The following is a 15,610-nucleotide window of genomic DNA, read 5'->3' as shown; positions in this document are numbered from 1 at the left end:
GTTTGATGAGGCTCTCCAGAAAGGCCCTGATGCTTCAGGCAGCACGCCACTCCGCCATCATCGATGCCGTCCAGCGCGAACGCGTTGTGCGGGTATCGGACCTCGCCCAGCTGTTGGGGGTCTCTCCCATGACGGTGAGGCGCGATATCGAAGCCCTCGAGGAAACGGGCCGGGTGGAGCGCATCCACGGCGGGGCCAAACTTCCCGGCGATGCCAGCACCCACGAGCCCGGCTTTGAGCTCAAGTCCACACAGCTGACCGCGGAAAAGCATGCCATTGCGGTCGAGGCTGCCTCGCTGGTCCACGAAGGCATGGCGATCGGGCTCAGCGCAGGAACCACCACATGGGCGTTGGCGCAGGAGCTCGTCCATGGTCCCCGGATCACAGTTGTCACCAACTCCGTGCGGATTGCCGATCTCTTCCATCATGGGTCTTCATCAGGGCCGGCCCGGTTCGGCTCCACCGTCATCCTGATTGGCGGCGAGCGCACGCCGTCGGACGCGTTGGTGGGGCCGATTGCGACGTCCTCGCTCAAGCAGCTTCATCTGGATGTCCTGTTCCTTGGTGTCCATGGCATGGACGCACAAGCCGGTTTCACCACCCCCAACCTGCTCGAGGCCGAAACGGACCGGGCGTTCATGGCATCAGCCCGCAGCACTGTGGTCCTGGCCGACTACAGCAAGTGGGGCGTAGTGGGCATAGCCTCCATAGCCCAGTTGGAAGAAGCCGACGAGCTCATCACCGATTCGAACCTGGGTGAGGATGCCCGCCGCGTACTCGCCGAGAATGTTGCAAAGCTGAGAATCGCGGACGTCCAGGCCAAGTAGGCTCTCATACCGCGGGTGGAGGCCTGCCCGGGGAGTTCAACCAGTGGGCTGACGCCGAGGGATGGGGCCTTTGGGGATGCTGGATTCATGAACGCCATCCTCCACGCCCAGCAACTCACCAAGCACTACCCCGGCAACATCGCCCTCGACCACGTGGACTTCGCCGCAATCGCGGGTGAATCCATTGCAATCGTTGGGCCGTCGGGTTCCGGTAAGACCACCCTTCTGCACTGCCTGGCCGGGATTTTGAAGCCCGACGCCGGTACGGTCACCTTGAGCTCGGCGGCCGGACCGATCCGGTTGGATTCCCTCGGAGATGGGGCGCTTTCGCGTCTCCGCCGGGAGGAATTCGGTTTCGTCTTCCAGCAGGGCATGCTGCTCCAGGAACTGACCGCCCTTGAGAACGTGGCTTTGGCGCTGATGCTGAACGGCACCGATCGGACTACCTCCGAGGCCCGTGCCGCGGAGTGGCTGGCGGCCCTTGGCCTGGCCGGCATGGAACAGCGCAGGCTCGGTGAATTGTCCGGCGGGCAGGTCCAGCGGGTGGCCATCGCCCGGGCCCAGGTCACAGGGGCACGCATCGTCTTCGCCGACGAACCCACAGGTGCCCTGGACTCCGCTACCTCAAGTGAAGTTCTGGACGTGTTGCTTCAATCCGTCGCATCCAATGCCCGAACACTGCTGGTGGTCACGCACGATCCCAACGTGGCAGCACGCTGCCAGCGCGTCGTTGAGCTGCGTGACGGCCGAATCGTAGCGGACACTGGCTGTGCTGTTGCCGCTCCCAGCCAGCCGGTTCCTGCCGCTACTGACTTCAAGGGTGCGTTCAATGTCTAGCCTTGCCCTTGCCCTTCGCCTCGCCCCGTACCTTTCCCGGGGCAGCAGCCTTCGTCAAACCGGGCTGCACCAAACCAAACTGCGCGACGCCGGGTTGCCTGTTCTCGCGTTCGGCACCGTCACGGCACTTCTCTTAACGGTGGCCGGCGGTTCCCAAGTTTTTTGGTCCTGGTCTGATGACATCGCGGGCACCTACCAGGCGCTGGCCGTCGTCGCCATGGTTTTGCTCGTTATTCCGCTGCTGACGCTCGGTGCCTCTGCAGCGCGACTCGCCGCCCGTCGTCGTGATGACCGCTTGGCCTCCCTTCGCCTCTTGGGCGCCAGCAGTGCCACGGTCATGTGGATGACGATCATGGAGTCAACAATCCTGGCGGCAATCGGGGCCGTGGCGGGCGCGGGACTGTACGCCTGCGCGGCGCCGTTCCTCGGGCTGATCCAGTTCCGTGGACAGGCGATCGGCAGCCATGCCTGGTTGTCCGTGCCGTCCATCCTGGCCTGTATCCTGGCGGTTTGCCTGCTTGCCGGAGCGAGCGCTGCGCTTGGCCTGCGGAAGGTGGTACTGACGCCGCTGGGCGTGCGGACCAGGCAAACGGCCGACGGCGCCCACTGGGTCCGCGGTGTCATCGCGGCTGTGGTGGTGGTGTTCGGAGTTGTGGCCATGGGCATGCTCAGCAGCTTGGGCGCGTTTCTGGTGATCATCGCCGTCATGGGCAGCTGCTTCGGACTGGCGCTGCTTGCACTGAATCTGATGGGGCCGTGGGTGTTACGGCTGCAGGCGTCGTCGCAGCTCAAGAGGGCAAGGCGTCCCGAACAACTGCTCGCTGCCCGCACGGTCCTGGAAAGTCCCAAGGAATCGTGGCGACAAGTTGGGGGCGTCGCGATGACCAGTTTTGTGGGAGTGTTCGTGGGCGTCGGCATGGCGGTCGCGGACACGATGGGCGGCAGCACGTCGGATGAAACCACGCTGCTGGTGCGTGATATCAACACCGGCGTGATGATCACCCTGCTGGGCTCATTCCTGATGGTGGCCTGTTCCTCGGGCGTGAACCAGGCCGCTGCCGTGCTCGACCGCGCCTCCACCCTCGTCGCCCTGGACCGGGTTGGGATGCCGCAGAAACTTATGGTGGCTGCACGCGTCAGGGCAGTGATGTCGCCGTTGCTCCTTGTGGCGGGCATCTCTGCGGCCGCAGCAGCAGCGTTGGTTCTCCCACTGGCGGGTCCTGCCTTGTTGACCCGGCCCGTGGTGTTCCTGACCGTCGGTGCAGTTTTTGCGGCCGGTTTCCTGTTGGTCCGGCTTGCCCTGGCCGCGGGCACGGCGCAGATCAGCCAAGTACTCGCCCGGCCCGAACGCTACGCCAACATGGACTCGTAACCCCCGATGCTCTCTCACATCGGGGCCCTTTTTGACAGATGTTCTCTCACATCGGAGCCCTTTTTGACGGATGTTCTCTCACATCGGAGCCTATTTTGACAGATGTTCTCTCACATCGGGGCCTTTTTTGACGGATGTTCTCTCACATCGACCGGCAGGATGTGAGAGAACATCCGCCCTCCAGACGGCAGGAAGTGAGAGAACATCCGCACCAACACGGCAGGATGTGAGAGAACGTTCGAAGCTTACTTGCAGCCGCAGGACTGGCGCACGATCAATTCGGTGGGCAGGATGCTGTGCTGCAGTGCCTCTCCCCGGCCCTCCCCCACGAGCGCCCGAACAGCGGCTTCAGCCATGGCCTCAACGGGCTGCGCCACAGTGGTCAACGCCGGCCAACTGTATTCGGAATCAAGGGAACCGTCGAAGGACACCAAGGCAATGTCATCAGGCACCCGAACGCCCGCCTCATGGAGGGCGCGGAGGATTCCGATGGCTTGCATGTCGTTGCTGGCGAAAATTGCCGTGGGTCGATTGGCCATGGCGAGGAAACGCTTGCCAACCTCGTAGCCTCCCGGCCTGCTGAACTCGCCATGAAGCATGGGGCCATCCGGCAGTCCAGCGTCGCGCAAAGTTCGTAGCCAGCCCACTTCACGCCCGTCGAGCTGGTTACCTGTGTTGGTTCCTATGGCCAGGCCAATGTTTGTGTGGCCGTGGCCTATGAGGTGCTCGACGGCGGCCCGGGCGCCTGCTTCGAGGTCCACACCTACGCTGGTAAACCCTGGGGGCGAACCGGCATTGTTCAGCAACACTGACGGGATTTCAGAGGCTTCAAGGTCGGTCAGATCGGGGTCGAATACGCAGCTCGCCAGGAACACTCCATCCACTTGCCGTGCGGCAAGGTTGCGGATGTTTTGGCGCTCTTTGGCCAGGCTGCCGCCGGAGTTGGTGAGGACCATGCCGTAGCCAAGTTCTGCCGCAGCATCTTCAACAGCGTGGGCGAGCTGCGAGAAAAAGGGGTTGGTGTTGTCGGGAACAATCACGCCCACGGTTTCGCTTGAGCCAAGCTTCAGAGCCCGCGCCGCAGCGTTGGGACGGTAGCCAAGGATACGGATGGCATCGCGCACTTTGGCTTCCGTCGCCGGGGCCACGTTCTTGGGCCCGCCGTTTACAACATAGCTCACGACGGCGGTACTCACCCCGGCGTACCGGGCCACGTCCTTGCGTGTAACCGGTCCGCGCGGGGTTTGTACTGCCGAAGTTGTCATGAGGTAAATGCTAGCTACAAGGAGGGAGCGTCGCCGAAGTCGCGGATAGGAAGGCGTTCGCCACCGCGGAGGGCGGATTCGTGGGCGACGATGCCGGGCAAGGTGAACCGGGCCGCAACCCAGGCGTTCACGGGCGGCAAGGTCCTGTTGTTGACCGCAGTGACAAAATCGTCCACCAGGAATTGGTGGCTGCCTTCGTGTCCGTTGGGCGCTCCGAGGAATTCTTCCGGAAGCCGTGATTGGTCGTGCACGGGTGCCAGGCCTGAGATGAAGGCGTCCCGCAGTTCGGGTGCGACGTCTGCGAGGGACGGGTCGTCCGCGGACATGGTCGGTTTGGTTTCCACCTGCTCAGACACGTCTTGCACAGAAGACTTGTCCTGCCACACCGTGGTGGTTGCGAGCTGCTCGAAACTGGCTTCCGTGCCAAAAAAGCGGAAACGGGATTCGCGTAGATGTGAGGGATAGCCGACCCTTCGCATCTCGTTGGTGCGCATCGCACCGCCGTCGTTCATTTCGAACAAGGCCGTAGCATTCGAGAAGTCGTTGGCGAACATGCTGACGTCTTTATCGAAGACGCCATCGCCGCGATCGTCCTTGACCCCAATGCAACTGACGCTGACAGCGTGGGCTGGCACTGCGCCGAGGACGCCGCCGATGGCGTGGGTCGGGTACAGCATGGGCGGGTAGCTCGCCGTTTCCTTCCACCGTTCGCCACCGCTGTACTGGTAGGCCTCGTAGAAACCCAGGTCCATGTCGTGGACGTAGTCGCCTTCGGTGTAGAAGATCCGGCCAAACTTCCCTGCGGCATGCTGTTGGCGGGCGAAGACTGTTGCAGGGTTGTAGTAGCTGGTCTCCCCCATGGCGTAAACAAGCTTGGTGTCGCGCACGGCTTGGATGATCCGTTCGATTTCGGCTTCGGAGATCGCCATCGGCACGGCGGAGTACACGTGCTTGCCGGCGCGCAGCGCCCGCTCGACGAGGGGTCCGTGAGTCCACCGTTGCGTGAAGATGGCGACAGCATCGACGTCGGACTCCAGGAGTTCTTCAAAACTTCCCAACACGCCATCAAGGCCCCAGCGTTCCTGAGCCGCCGTGGCTCGCTCCGGTAGTTCATCCACCACGTAGACGGCACTGACGCCGGGGTGGAGCTTGAAGAGGTGCGCGAACTGGCTGCCGAATTGCCCGACACCTAGAACACCGATCGAAAACGTCATCGTTTGCCTTCCCTGAAGCTGACTCGGCAGCAGTTTGTTGTGACCTTTAGTGGGTTCGCTTGAGTCTTCCATTGCGATCTACTCGAGTCAACAGATTGGACATAAACGAACAAAAAATCCCAAAAAGGTTGCACAAACTAAATCTACTCGTGTAGATTCTATCCCAGTTGTTATTCACATCACAGCTAGGAAAGGGTCGACGATGACCACGCTAACCAAGCAACCCGATCCGGGGCTCTCCGTCCCCGGGGGGCCCCGAAAGTCACGGAAACGGGGAAAACCGTCCGACGGCTTCCGCGGCATCGGGGACCTGAAGGTCGCTCTCTTCTTCATCGCTCCCGCGATGGTCGGATTGATCCTCTTCTACCTCGTGCCGACCATCCGGGGCATCTACCTGAGCTTCACCGAGTACAGCATCCTGGGTGACCCGGAATGGATTGGTGCCAGGAACTACGAACGCATAGCCAAGGATCCGCTGTTCTGGAACGCCCTGGGCGTCACCTCTGAATACGTCGTGATCAACATTGTCCTTCAGACGGCGTTGGCCCTGGGCCTGGCAATCCTGATGCACCGGGTGGCAAAGTCCACCCTTATCCGCGGTGCACTCCTGATGCCCTATCTGATGGCCAACGTCATCGCGGCCCTGCTGTGGTTCTGGATGCTTGACTACCAGATCGGAATCATCAATCAGGTCATCGAATGGACCGGGCTGCCTCGGGTGGCCTTCTTCGGCAGCGAGCAATGGGCCATCCCCACCCAGGCGCTCATCAATACCTGGCGGCACATGGGCTACACAGCACTACTGATCTTCGCCGGCCTGCAGGCCATCCCCAACAGCGTCTACGAGGCTGCAAGCATCGACGGTTCCAAGGCCGTGAGCACTTTCTGGCGGATCACTCTGCCGCTGCTGCGCCCGGTCCTGGTGCTTGTCCTCGTTGTGACCGTGATCGGTTCCTTCCAGGTCTTCGACACCGTTGCCGTCACCACCGCTGGCGGACCTGTCAACGCGACCCGCGTGCTGCAGTTCTACATCTACCAACGCGCGTTCAACGAACAGGACTTCGGCTACGGATCCGCCCTGGCCGTCATCCTCTTCCTCATCCTCGCCATCGTTGCCTTCATCCAAATGAAGTTCCTCCGCGGCAACCAGTCTGACCTGGATTAAGGACACGCCATGACCACTCTTGCCTCCCACAAGAACGGCGCCCGCCGTCGTCCTTCCAGCCGCCCCTTCAACTGGCGCCGCGCCATCGCCTTGACCCTTCTCGCCGTTGCCATCGCCGTGAGCATCCTGCCCTTCTACTGGGTGCTTCGCACGGCCCTGTCCTCCAATGGATCCCTCGCAGCGAACTCCGGCAACTTGTTGCCGGCCGACTTCAACCTAGGCGCCTTCAAGCGGGTCTTCGGCCTCCAAAGTGCCTCCGAAGCCATCGCAGAAGGCGGCTCCGGTGCCTCGATCAACTTCTGGCAGTACCTGTGGAATTCGTTGCTCTTCTCCGGCATCACCACAGCCTGCGCCGTGTTCTTCAGCTCGATGGCCGCCTATGCCTTCTCCCGGCTGCGATGGAAGGGCCGCGACGCCGTCTTCTCCCTGTTCCTTGCCACCATGCTCGTCCCGCCGATCTTCACCGCCCTGCCCAACTTCCTGCTCATCAAGAACCTGGGCCTGTTGAATTCCATGCTCGGGCTCGTGCTGCCTTACCTGTTCATGACCCCGTTCGCGATCTTCTTCATGCGCCAGTTCTTCCTGAACATGTCCCGGGAAGTCGAAGAGGCGGCCATGCTCGACGGCGCCAAGCACTGGCGGATCTTCTTCCAGATCATCATGCCCAACGCGGCCGCACCGATCGCGACCCTGGCACTGCTGACCTTCATGGGCCAGTGGAACGAATACTTCTGGCCCCTGCTCGTGGGCACCTCCGAAGAATCCCGGGTGCTCACCGTGGGTCTGGGAGTCTTCAAATCCCAGTCCCCGCAAGGCGCACCGGACTGGTCCGGGCTCATGGCCGCTACGCTCGTGTCCGCCACGCCCGTGCTGATCCTCTTCGCCATCTTCGGCAAACGGATCGTCAACTCCATCGGCTTCAACGGCACCAAATAGCTTTCTCCACCGCACTCCCGCGGCACCGGCATGTGCCGGACCGCACCCCATCCCGTCCTGAAAGGACACACCATGATGAACAAGAAGGCATTCGGCGCTGTCGCCGTAGCAGCAGCCGCCGCTCTCGCCCTGTCCGCCTGTTCGGGCGGAAGCGCCGGAGGAGATGCTGCCAAGGGCGAAATCAGCTACTGGCTCTGGGACGCCAACCAGCTCCCCGCCTACCAACAGTGCGCCGCGGACTTCACCAAAGCCAACCCAGACATCACCGTCAAGATCACCCAGACCGGCTGGGATGACTACTGGTCCAAGATCACCAACGGCATGGCCTCCGGCACCGCGCCGGACGTCTTTACCGACCACCTGTCCAAGTACCCGGACTTCCTCAAGACCAAGCAGCTCGTGGCACTTGACGACGCCGTCACCAAAGACAAGGTAGAGCTTTCGCAGTACAACGAGGGCCTCGCCGACCTCTGGGTGGGCCAGGACGGCAAGCGCTACGGCCTGCCCAAGGACTGGGACACCATCGCACTGTTCTACAACCAGAAGATGGCCACGGACGCCGGCATCACCCCGGAACAGATGGGCTCCCTGAACTGGAACCCGCAGGACGGCGGAACGTACGAGAAGGCGATCGCCCGCCTCACCGTGGACAAGAACGGCAAGCGCGGCGACGAAGCAGGCTTCGACAAGAACAACGTTGCCGTCTACGGATTGGGGCTGCCAGGCTCCGACGCCGAGAACGCCGGCCAGACGCAGTGGAGCTACCTGTCCGCCACCACGGGCTGGACCACCACGGACAAGAACCCCTGGGGCACCCACTTCAACTACGACGACGAGAAACTCCAGGACACCATTGACTGGTGGGCCTCACTCGCTGCGAAGGGCTACATGCCCAAGCTTGAAACCACCGTGGGCGCCAACGCTGCCGATAGCTTCGGCGCGGGGAAGGCTGCCATCAACAGCAATGGTTCCTGGATGATCGGCCAATACACCGGCTACAAGGGCATCGACGTCGGCATCGCCCCCACCCCTCAGGGCCCCGACGGCAAGCGCGCCTCCATGTTCAACGGCCTGGCCGATTCCATCTGGGCCGGCACGAAGAAAAAGGATGCTTCCATCAAGTGGGTCGAGTACCTCGGCTCTGCCGCGTGCCAGGACGTCGTCGCTTCCAAGGCCGTCGTGTTCCCGGCCATCACCACCTCTTCCGAGAAGGCCGCTGACGCCTTCAAGGCCAAGAACGTGGACGTCAGCGCCTTCACCCAGCATGTGAAGGACAAGACCACCTTCATGCTCCCCATCACGGACAACGCCGCCAAGGTTGCGGGAATCATGAAGCCGGCCATGGACGCGGTGATCGCCGGCAAGTCCCCGGCCAGTTCCCTTACGGCCGCCAACGAACAGGTCAACGCCCTCTTCAAGTAAAACCTCCCGTTGTGAGGCCTGCTCTGCGCTCTTTGACGCCCCGTTGGGACGCAGAGCAGGCCTCACAAGTCCAGCACCATCTTTTGAAAGCGACTCATACCCATGCACCCGCTCCATCTCCGTTCCGCAGGTACCAGCCTGGTGATCAGCACTCACCGAGGAGAGGCCGAAATATCCCACTGGGGAGCAGACCTGGGCGATGCCCTTCCGGATCTTTCCATCCTCAATGAGCCCATCCCTCCTTCCTCGATCGATGCCAACGTACCGGCGGGGCTCCTCCCGCAGGCCTCCTCCTCGTGGCAGGGCAGGACGGGGTTGCGCGGACACCGGTTCACGGATGGCGTTCCCGGGCATGACTTCTCCGTACGTCTGCGGGCGGTGAGCGCCACCGGGGACGGGGGGTCGGCGGTGATCGTGCAATCAGATCCCGACGCCGGTATCACGGTCACGAGCAACCTCACCTTGCACCCCGGTGGGCTTTTGGAACTGCGGCACACCGTCACTAACGATGGCACGTCGCCTTTCCAGGTGGACGAATTGGCGACGATGCTCCCGGTGGCACCGGACGCCGTCGAGCTTTTGGACCTTACCGGCCGTTGGTGCCGCGAACGGCACCCACAGCGCAGGGCCATCCAGCAAGGAACCTGGGTCCGCACTGGCCGTCACGGCCGCACTGGGCACGATTCCTCGCTGCTGCTCGCGGCAGGAACCGCAGGCTTCGGCAACCGGCACGGCAAAGTCTGGGCCACGCATTTGGCGTGGAGCGGAAACCACGAGCAATTTGCTGACAGCGTGGCCGATGGCCGCACCATGATCGGCGGTTCCGAACTCCTTGGTCCCGCAGAAGTAGTGCTGCAACCCGGTGAAAGCTACACGACGCCGGCGTTGTTTGCCGCCTACTCCGGCCACGGTTTGGACGGCATCAGTGAAGCGTTTTACAGCTGGTTCCGGTCCCGCCCGCACCACGTGGACGTCGCTGCAAAACCAAGGCCAGTGGTCCTCAACACCTGGGAAGCGGTGTACTTCGACCACAAACTGGACACCCTGATCGAGCTGGCGGAATCGGCTGCAGACCTTGGCGTTGAGCGTTTCGTGCTCGACGACGGGTGGTTCCGCGGACGCCGGGACGACCACGCCGGGCTGGGTGACTGGTACGTCGATGAAACCCTTTGGCCAAGCGGCCTGACGCCATTAATTGATGCAGTGACTTCGCGCGGGATGGAGTTTGGCCTCTGGGTTGAACCGGAGATGGTGAACCTTGACTCCGACATCGCCCGCGCCCACCCCGAGTGGATCGTTGGACCTTCTGCCTTGTCCTTCAAGGACGGTGGCCGGCTGCCTCTCGAATGGCGACACCAGCACATCATTGACCTCGTGAACCCCGAGGCGTGGCATTACGTTTTCGATCGGATTGACAGCCTGCTGCGGGAAAACAACATCAGTTACCTCAAGTGGGACCAAAACCGGGACCTCGTGGAGCACGGCCATGCGGGCCGCTCCTCCGTGCATGAACAGACCCTCGCCGCTTACCGGCTGTTCGATGCCCTCCGTGCAGCACATCCGGGTGTCGAGATCGAAAGTTGCTCCTCCGGTGGCGCCCGCGTGGACCTTGGGATCCTGGAGCGGACCGACCGGATCTGGGCCTCGGATTGCAATGACGCGTTGGAGCGGCAAACCATCCAGCGCTGGACCGGAATGGTGATTCCCCCGGAGCTGGTAGGCGGACACATCGGACCCACCACCTCACACACCACGGCCCGGACGCATGACTTGTCGTTCCGGGCCATCACGGCGCTTTTTGGCCATTTCGGTATGGAATGGGACATCCGGGAAGTCCAGGGGGCTGAGCGTGAGGAACTCAAGCGGTTCATCACCCTGTACAAAGAGCACCGAAGATTGATCCACAGTGGACGGATGGTGCGGGCCGATGTGCCGGACGAGTCCATGATGCTGCACGGCGTGGTGGCTGACGCTCCAACGTCCGGTGCCACGGCTGCTCTGTTCGCCGTGGTGAAGACCCGGACAGGCTTTAGCGAACTGCCCGGACGGGTGACCATTCCAGGGTTGGATCCTGCCCGCTCATACAGGGTAGAAGCGATCTTCCCAGCACCCGGGGATGCCGACTACGGGCACACGTTCACTGAGGCAAAGCCAGCGCCGTGGGTGGCGTCCGGGGCTGAAGCTTCGGGACGCTTCCTGGGCGAGGTGGGCCTTCCGACGCCCGTCTTGAACCCGGAGCACGCGCTTTTGCTGCGGTTCACTGCCCTGTAGCCCTCTCTCACGTCCTGACGGCCCCCCCCGGGAACCCTCCATCACATCCGCCCGGCTATACCGTTTCAGCCAGGTAATCAATGGCCAGCTTGTACCCGAGCACGCCCGCGCCCACGATGATCGCGTTGCACACGCCGGACAAGTACGAGTGGTGCCGGAACTCTTCGCGCTGATGAACGTTGGTGATGTGTACTTCAACGGCGGGCAGCTGAACTGCGGCCAGGGCGTCACGAAGTGCCACTGACGTGTGGGTGAAGGCACCGGCATTGATGACGATTCCCGACGCCGTTCCGCGTGCTGCATGGATGGCGTCGAGGAGGTCCCCTTCGTGGTTGGACTGAACGCAGTCCACCGTGAAGCCATGCGCAGCCGCCGCTGTCATTGCCAGCTGCTCGACGTCGGCGAGCGTGGAAGTGCCGTACTTCTCGGGCTCCCTGGTGCCCAAAAGGTTAAGGTTCGGTCCGTTGATCACAAGAATGGTGCCGCGACCAGCTTCGGTGGCGGGGGTGGCTTCAGTCATGACTCCCAATCTATTAGGCGACGGGAGAATGTCCGGGAATTGCCCTCAAAGTTACTTGCGTGTGCACTGCCCGGGCGAAACCGGCGCACTAAGACCTGGAGCTTGGGCAGCCACCGGCTGGATGTCCTCCATGGTGAGTGCGAAGCCAACCGCAGCATCAGTAGTGGTCTTGGCAAAGATCAAGCCGGCTACCTGCCCCTGCATGGTGAGCAGCGGCCCTCCCGAGTTACCGGGTTGAACGTCGCCCGCAAGCTTGTAGACCAACTCCGGAGAGGGATTGCTGCCATAAATATCAGGAACAAGAATGGTCGAAATTCCTTGGACGGTTGCCGGTTTGGACTGGAACGGACCTCCATGCGGGTAGCCGGCAAAAGCTGCAGGGCTGCCGGCGGCCAGGTCTGGACTCAGCTGAAGCGGATCCGACGAAAGTCCGTCTACGGCCAAAACCGCGATATCCCGCTGGGAGTCGAAGTAGACCACCCGACCCGGCAACGCGCCGCCGTCGGGAATCTCGACCACCGGCTGCGACACGCCCGCCACAACGTGTGCATTGGTCACGACGCGCCCGGGCGCCACCACAAATCCGGATCCCGTCTGGTTCTGGCCGCATTCAAAGGCCGTGCCCGCGATCTTCAGGACGGACTCGGCGGCCTGGTTCAGGGCTGGAGTGTCAGTGGACTCGTTGGGAACCGGAACCGGCGTCGCTGGGCCGAAGCCCTCAATCAGCTTGGGAATACCGTCGCCGATCACCGTTGATCGCAGTTGTGCCATCGTGGTTTTCACCGGCGTCGGCGTCAACGAATCGATGTATCGGATGACGCGCGACTGGGCCAACTGCTGTGAGACAAACGGCACACCAAGCGAACTGATGCTGAACGCCAGCATAGACATCACCAGAGCGGCAACCACCACGCTGACAACGCCGCCAATCAACCGGTCAGCGGCGTGCAACGGCTTGATCCGCACAGCATGGCGGACTTTTCGGCCGATCATGGTCCCCAGCCCGTGGCCTAAAGCAATGAGCACGACGGCGGCACCCACCGTTGCGGTGAGCCTCCAACCGCTGTCGCTCACCCAGCCGCTCACCAGTGGAACAGCCATGAATGCAGCAATCGCGCCGACCACAAAACCGGCAATTCCGCCCAGTGTCACCAAGAAGCCATTTCGCAGGCCATAGATCAGGTAGGACAGCAGCATCAAGATCAATGCCAAATCCAAAATCGTCAAGCCAAACACCAATGCTCCTCGTAACCGGGTAGCGCCAATTGTAGATGGGCACCCTGACAGGGAACCGTTAGTCCCATCACGATAAGGGGTCGCTCCGAGCCTTCAAAGGCACGGCAAACAAGGTCCGATAGGGGCAAAAACCGCGCCGTTTCAGCGTTTCGCCTGCCAAGTACGTCACAGAAGCTTAAAAATTCTGAAACAATGGCTGGAGCGCCACGACCGAAACTTATATTCAGGAGATTTCATGGACATCGAGGTATTGCGCCGCGCACCCCTCTTCGCCACCCTTGACGACGACGCATTCCGCTTGCTGACGGACGAACTCACCGAGGTGGACCTCTCACGCGGGGCTTCGGTATTCCGCGAAGGCGACCAGGGTGACCAGCTGTACTTCATCGTTTCCGGCAAGGTAAAGCTCGGCCGCACCTCCCCCGATGGCCGCGAGTCCCTGTTGGCCATCCTCGGCCCGGGAGAACTCTTCGGCGAAATGGCGTTGTTCGACCCCAGCCCCCGCACCGCCACGGCAACCGCCGTCTCCGAAACGCGCCTGGCAGGATTGAAGAACGAAAGCCTCAACGCGCTGCTCCGCACACGTCCCGAGGTTTCCGCGCAGCTGTTGCAGGCCCTCGCCCGCAGGCTCCGCCGCACCAACGATTCCCTGTCCGACCTCGTCTTCTCGGACGTCCCGGGCCGCGTCGCCAAGGCGCTCCTGGATCTGGCTGACCGCTTCGGCCGTCCGGCCACCGACGGCGTCCTGGTTGCCCATGAACTGACGCAGGAAGAACTCGCCCAGCTGGTGGGCGCTTCCCGCGAAACCGTCAACAAGGCACTGGCCGAGTTCGTCCAGCGCGGTTGGCTGCGACTGGAAGCGCGCGCCGTCGTCATTCTGGACATGCAGCGACTCCGCCAGCGTTCGCGCTAGTCCTTACAAAAGAGCCGCTCCGGTGATGAACCGGGGCGGCTTTTTTCGTCGGGATGTGAGAGAGCGTCTGTCAAAACCCGTCGGGATGTGAGAGAAGATCCGTCGAAACCCGTCGGGATGTGAGAGAAGATCCGCCAAAACCCGTCGGGATGTGAGAGCGGATCCGTTAGCGCTCCCGCTGCGGCTCTCCGGCTACAGTCCTGGCGGCTTCGACCTCGAGCATGAGAATTCCGCCCTCGTCCACCAGTTTGGGTTGGTACACGTGGGCTTTGCGCTTGTAGCTCAGGTAGGCGATGCAGCCGTTGGCGTGGGCCATTTTTTCGAGCATGATTTCGGACCCCGGGACCAGGAGCTGGCCGAGGGTGAGTCCGACCGTGTTTTCCTGGGCTATTTCGTCACCGAGGGCCGTGGTGTCGCGGAGGGCGATGGCTTCCGCGGCGCACACCCAACGGCCCCAGACTCCCTTGCTGCCCAGGATGCTCGGCTGCTGGTTCACGGGGACCGTGGCGGCAAAATAGCGCGTGTTGAAACGGGTATGCGCGAAGTCGGGGCTGAGCCAGTTGACCAGGGGCTTCAGCAGGTCCGTGCGCAGTGAAAGGCCACGCTTGGCGAGCACTTCGCTGAAGGACTTCTCCTGGCTGGATACGGCTTCCCTGGCTTTCATCCATTCCACTGTGGAGTTGGCCTCCACGGTGGAGGAAGCGTCGGGGCCGGCAAGGAGGACGCCGGTTTCCTCGAAGAGTTCGCGGATTGCGCCCACCACGTGGCGGCGGGCTAGTCCGACGTCGTCCGTTCCCATGTGCTCAGCCCAGGACTGCGGTGAGGGACCCAACCAATCGATGGGGTCGTCGTCGGACGGGTCCAGGGATCCGCCGGGGAACGCGACGACACCCAGCGGCGAGGAGCCTGGCCTGTAACCAAGCCAGGTCTCCAGACCGGTGGGTGAGTCCCGCAAGAGGACGACGGATGATGCGTAGCGGGCGGCCCTGGGGGTCCGCTCGCCGAGCTCAAGCCAGTTTCGTGCCGCCCCTTCGAGTGCCGGGGGGAGTGCGAACAGGCGGCGGGCAAGCTGCGGCAATTGGGTGAACCGGTTCCTTAGCTGAATTCAGCGATGAGCTCGACTTCGACGGGAGAGTCGAGCGGCAGGACGGAAACGCCGACGGCGGAGCGTGCGTGCTTGCCGGCGTCGCCCAATACCTGGCCGAGAAGTTCGGAGGCACCATTGATGACTCCGGGCTGGCCGGTAAACGTGGGTTCGGATGCAACAAAGCCAACTACTTTGACGATGCGGGTGATGCGGTCGAGGTCGCCGATGACGCTCTTGACGGCAGCGAGAGCGTTGATGGCACAAACAGCGGCGTAGCGCTTGGCATCCTCAGGATCGACGGTTGGTTCATCGGAGGTACCCAACTCGCCGAGCGAGACCTTGCCTGTAGCTTCGAGTTTGCCATTAATAAAGGGCAGCTGGCCGGACGTGTAAACGTAGTTGCCGGAGACGACCGCCGGCACGTAGTCGGCAACCGGCGTGGCGACCTCGGGAAGGGTCAAGCCGAGCTCGGCGAGACGCTGCTCAACAGCCGACGTCGGAGCGCCGGATTCCGCGGCAGACGTGGTTTCTGCGGGGGTTGTCAT

The 15,610-nt window shown here is 62.5% G+C and carries 14 protein-coding genes; 8 read left to right on the top strand and 6 right to left on the bottom strand.

Annotated elements, in window-relative coordinates; translation table 11 throughout:
- Nucleotides 1-29 precede the first annotated feature (29 nt).
- The 3 genes from J2Y41_RS00155 (at nt 30) to J2Y41_RS00145 (ending at nt 3,036) form a co-directional block, all read left to right on the top strand.
- Nucleotides 30-827: a DeoR/GlpR family DNA-binding transcription regulator gene (locus J2Y41_RS00155; RefSeq protein ID WP_216927051.1), complete on the top strand. Its 798-nt coding sequence runs from the start codon at nt 30-32 to the stop codon at nt 825-827.
- Between the two features lie 87 nt (nt 828-914).
- Nucleotides 915-1,664 (top strand): ABC transporter ATP-binding protein, encoded by a 750-nt coding sequence (locus J2Y41_RS00150; RefSeq protein WP_224088851.1) that lies wholly within the window; start codon nt 915-917, stop codon nt 1,662-1,664.
- Nucleotides 1,657-3,036 (top strand): FtsX-like permease family protein, encoded by a 1,380-nt coding sequence (locus tag J2Y41_RS00145; RefSeq protein ID WP_309925066.1) that lies wholly within the window; start codon nt 1,657-1,659, stop codon nt 3,034-3,036. Before J2Y41_RS00150 ends, J2Y41_RS00145 begins: the two co-directional genes overlap by 8 nt.
- Nucleotides 3,037-3,281: 245 nt before the next feature.
- Here J2Y41_RS00145 and J2Y41_RS00140 read toward each other — a convergent pair whose 3' ends face one another.
- Both J2Y41_RS00140 and J2Y41_RS00135 read right to left on the bottom strand, forming a co-directional pair.
- Entirely contained in the window at nt 3,282-4,301 is a 1,020-nt protein-coding gene (locus J2Y41_RS00140; RefSeq protein ID WP_309925065.1) for a LacI family DNA-binding transcriptional regulator, read from the bottom strand.
- Nucleotides 4,302-4,315: 14 nt separating this feature from the next.
- Nucleotides 4,316-5,515 carry a Gfo/Idh/MocA family oxidoreductase gene (locus J2Y41_RS00135; RefSeq protein WP_309925063.1) on the bottom strand — a complete coding sequence of 400 codons (1,200 nt, stop codon included), beginning with the start codon at nt 5,513-5,515 and terminating at the stop codon, nt 4,316-4,318.
- A gap of 202 nt (nt 5,516-5,717) precedes the next feature.
- Between J2Y41_RS00135 and J2Y41_RS00130 the strand changes: the two genes are divergently transcribed.
- The 4 genes from J2Y41_RS00130 to J2Y41_RS00115 all read left to right on the top strand — a co-directional run bounded on the left by J2Y41_RS00130 (nt 5,718) and on the right by J2Y41_RS00115 (nt 11,309).
- Entirely contained in the window at nt 5,718-6,680 is a 963-nt protein-coding gene (locus J2Y41_RS00130) for a sugar ABC transporter permease (protein WP_309925061.1), read from the top strand.
- Between the two features lie 9 nt (nt 6,681-6,689).
- Nucleotides 6,690-7,616 (top strand): carbohydrate ABC transporter permease, encoded by a 927-nt coding sequence (locus J2Y41_RS00125; RefSeq protein WP_224088856.1) that lies wholly within the window; start codon nt 6,690-6,692, stop codon nt 7,614-7,616.
- Nucleotides 7,617-7,688: 72 nt separating this feature from the next.
- Nucleotides 7,689-9,038, top strand: coding sequence for a sugar ABC transporter substrate-binding protein (locus J2Y41_RS00120; protein ID WP_224088857.1), 1,350 nt, complete (start codon nt 7,689-7,691; stop codon nt 9,036-9,038).
- Nucleotides 9,039-9,140: 102 nt separating this feature from the next.
- A complete protein-coding gene (locus tag J2Y41_RS00115) occupies nt 9,141-11,309 on the top strand; it encodes an alpha-galactosidase (RefSeq protein WP_309925059.1) in 2,169 nt (722 codons plus the stop codon).
- Between the two features lie 55 nt (nt 11,310-11,364).
- Here J2Y41_RS00115 and aroQ read toward each other — a convergent pair whose 3' ends face one another.
- Together aroQ and J2Y41_RS00105 are read right to left on the bottom strand one after the other, a co-directional pair.
- Entirely contained in the window at nt 11,365-11,829 is a 465-nt protein-coding gene (gene aroQ / locus J2Y41_RS00110) for a type II 3-dehydroquinate dehydratase (RefSeq protein WP_309925056.1), read from the bottom strand.
- Nucleotides 11,830-11,880: 51 nt separating this feature from the next.
- Entirely contained in the window at nt 11,881-13,065 is a 1,185-nt protein-coding gene (locus J2Y41_RS00105; RefSeq protein WP_309925054.1) for a MarP family serine protease, read from the bottom strand.
- A gap of 235 nt (nt 13,066-13,300) precedes the next feature.
- Between J2Y41_RS00105 and J2Y41_RS00100 the strand changes: the two genes are divergently transcribed.
- Nucleotides 13,301-13,978: a Crp/Fnr family transcriptional regulator gene (locus J2Y41_RS00100; RefSeq protein WP_011775987.1), complete on the top strand. Its 678-nt coding sequence runs from the start codon at nt 13,301-13,303 to the stop codon at nt 13,976-13,978.
- 166 nt (nt 13,979-14,144) lie between these two features.
- Here the strand turns inward: J2Y41_RS00100 and J2Y41_RS00095 are convergent, their stop codons facing one another.
- Entirely contained in the window at nt 14,145-15,056 is a 912-nt protein-coding gene (locus J2Y41_RS00095; RefSeq protein ID WP_224165315.1) for an NUDIX hydrolase, read from the bottom strand.
- Nucleotides 15,057-15,073: 17 nt separating this feature from the next.
- Nucleotides 15,074-15,610 carry a RidA family protein gene (locus J2Y41_RS00090; RefSeq protein ID WP_224088861.1) on the bottom strand — a complete coding sequence of 179 codons (537 nt, stop codon included), beginning with the start codon at nt 15,608-15,610 and terminating at the stop codon, nt 15,074-15,076.

Origin of the sequence: Arthrobacter sp. 1088, from assembly GCF_031455315.1 — a bacterium.
GTDB lineage: Bacteria > Actinomycetota > Actinomycetes > Actinomycetales > Micrococcaceae > Arthrobacter.
This window is presented reverse-complemented; position numbering and strand designations above follow the sequence as displayed.

Excerpts from the sequence above, each read along its gene's own strand:
- J2Y41_RS00140 (WP_309925065.1), bottom strand. The coding sequence starts at position 4,301 with ATGACAACTTCGGCAGTACAAACCCCGCGCGGACCGGTTACACGCAAG.
- J2Y41_RS00145 (WP_309925066.1), top strand. The coding sequence starts at position 1,657 with ATGTCTAGCCTTGCCCTTGCCCTTCGCCTCGCCCCGTACCTTTCCCGG.
- aroQ (WP_309925056.1), bottom strand. The coding sequence starts at position 11,829 with ATGACTGAAGCCACCCCCGCCACCGAAGCTGGTCGCGGCACCATTCTT.
- J2Y41_RS00125 (WP_224088856.1), top strand. The coding sequence starts at position 6,690 with ATGACCACTCTTGCCTCCCACAAGAACGGCGCCCGCCGTCGTCCTTCC.
- J2Y41_RS00100 (WP_011775987.1), top strand. The coding sequence starts at position 13,301 with ATGGACATCGAGGTATTGCGCCGCGCACCCCTCTTCGCCACCCTTGAC.
- J2Y41_RS00155 (WP_216927051.1), top strand. The coding sequence starts at position 30 with ATGCTTCAGGCAGCACGCCACTCCGCCATCATCGATGCCGTCCAGCGC.
- J2Y41_RS00130 (WP_309925061.1), top strand. The coding sequence starts at position 5,718 with ATGACCACGCTAACCAAGCAACCCGATCCGGGGCTCTCCGTCCCCGGG.
- J2Y41_RS00120 (WP_224088857.1), top strand. The coding sequence starts at position 7,689 with ATGATGAACAAGAAGGCATTCGGCGCTGTCGCCGTAGCAGCAGCCGCC.
- J2Y41_RS00150 (WP_224088851.1), top strand. The coding sequence starts at position 915 with ATGAACGCCATCCTCCACGCCCAGCAACTCACCAAGCACTACCCCGGC.
- J2Y41_RS00115 (WP_309925059.1), top strand. The coding sequence starts at position 9,141 with ATGCACCCGCTCCATCTCCGTTCCGCAGGTACCAGCCTGGTGATCAGC.
- J2Y41_RS00090 (WP_224088861.1), bottom strand. The coding sequence starts at position 15,610 with ATGACAACCCCCGCAGAAACCACGTCTGCCGCGGAATCCGGCGCTCCG.
- J2Y41_RS00135 (WP_309925063.1), bottom strand. The coding sequence starts at position 5,515 with ATGACGTTTTCGATCGGTGTTCTAGGTGTCGGGCAATTCGGCAGCCAG.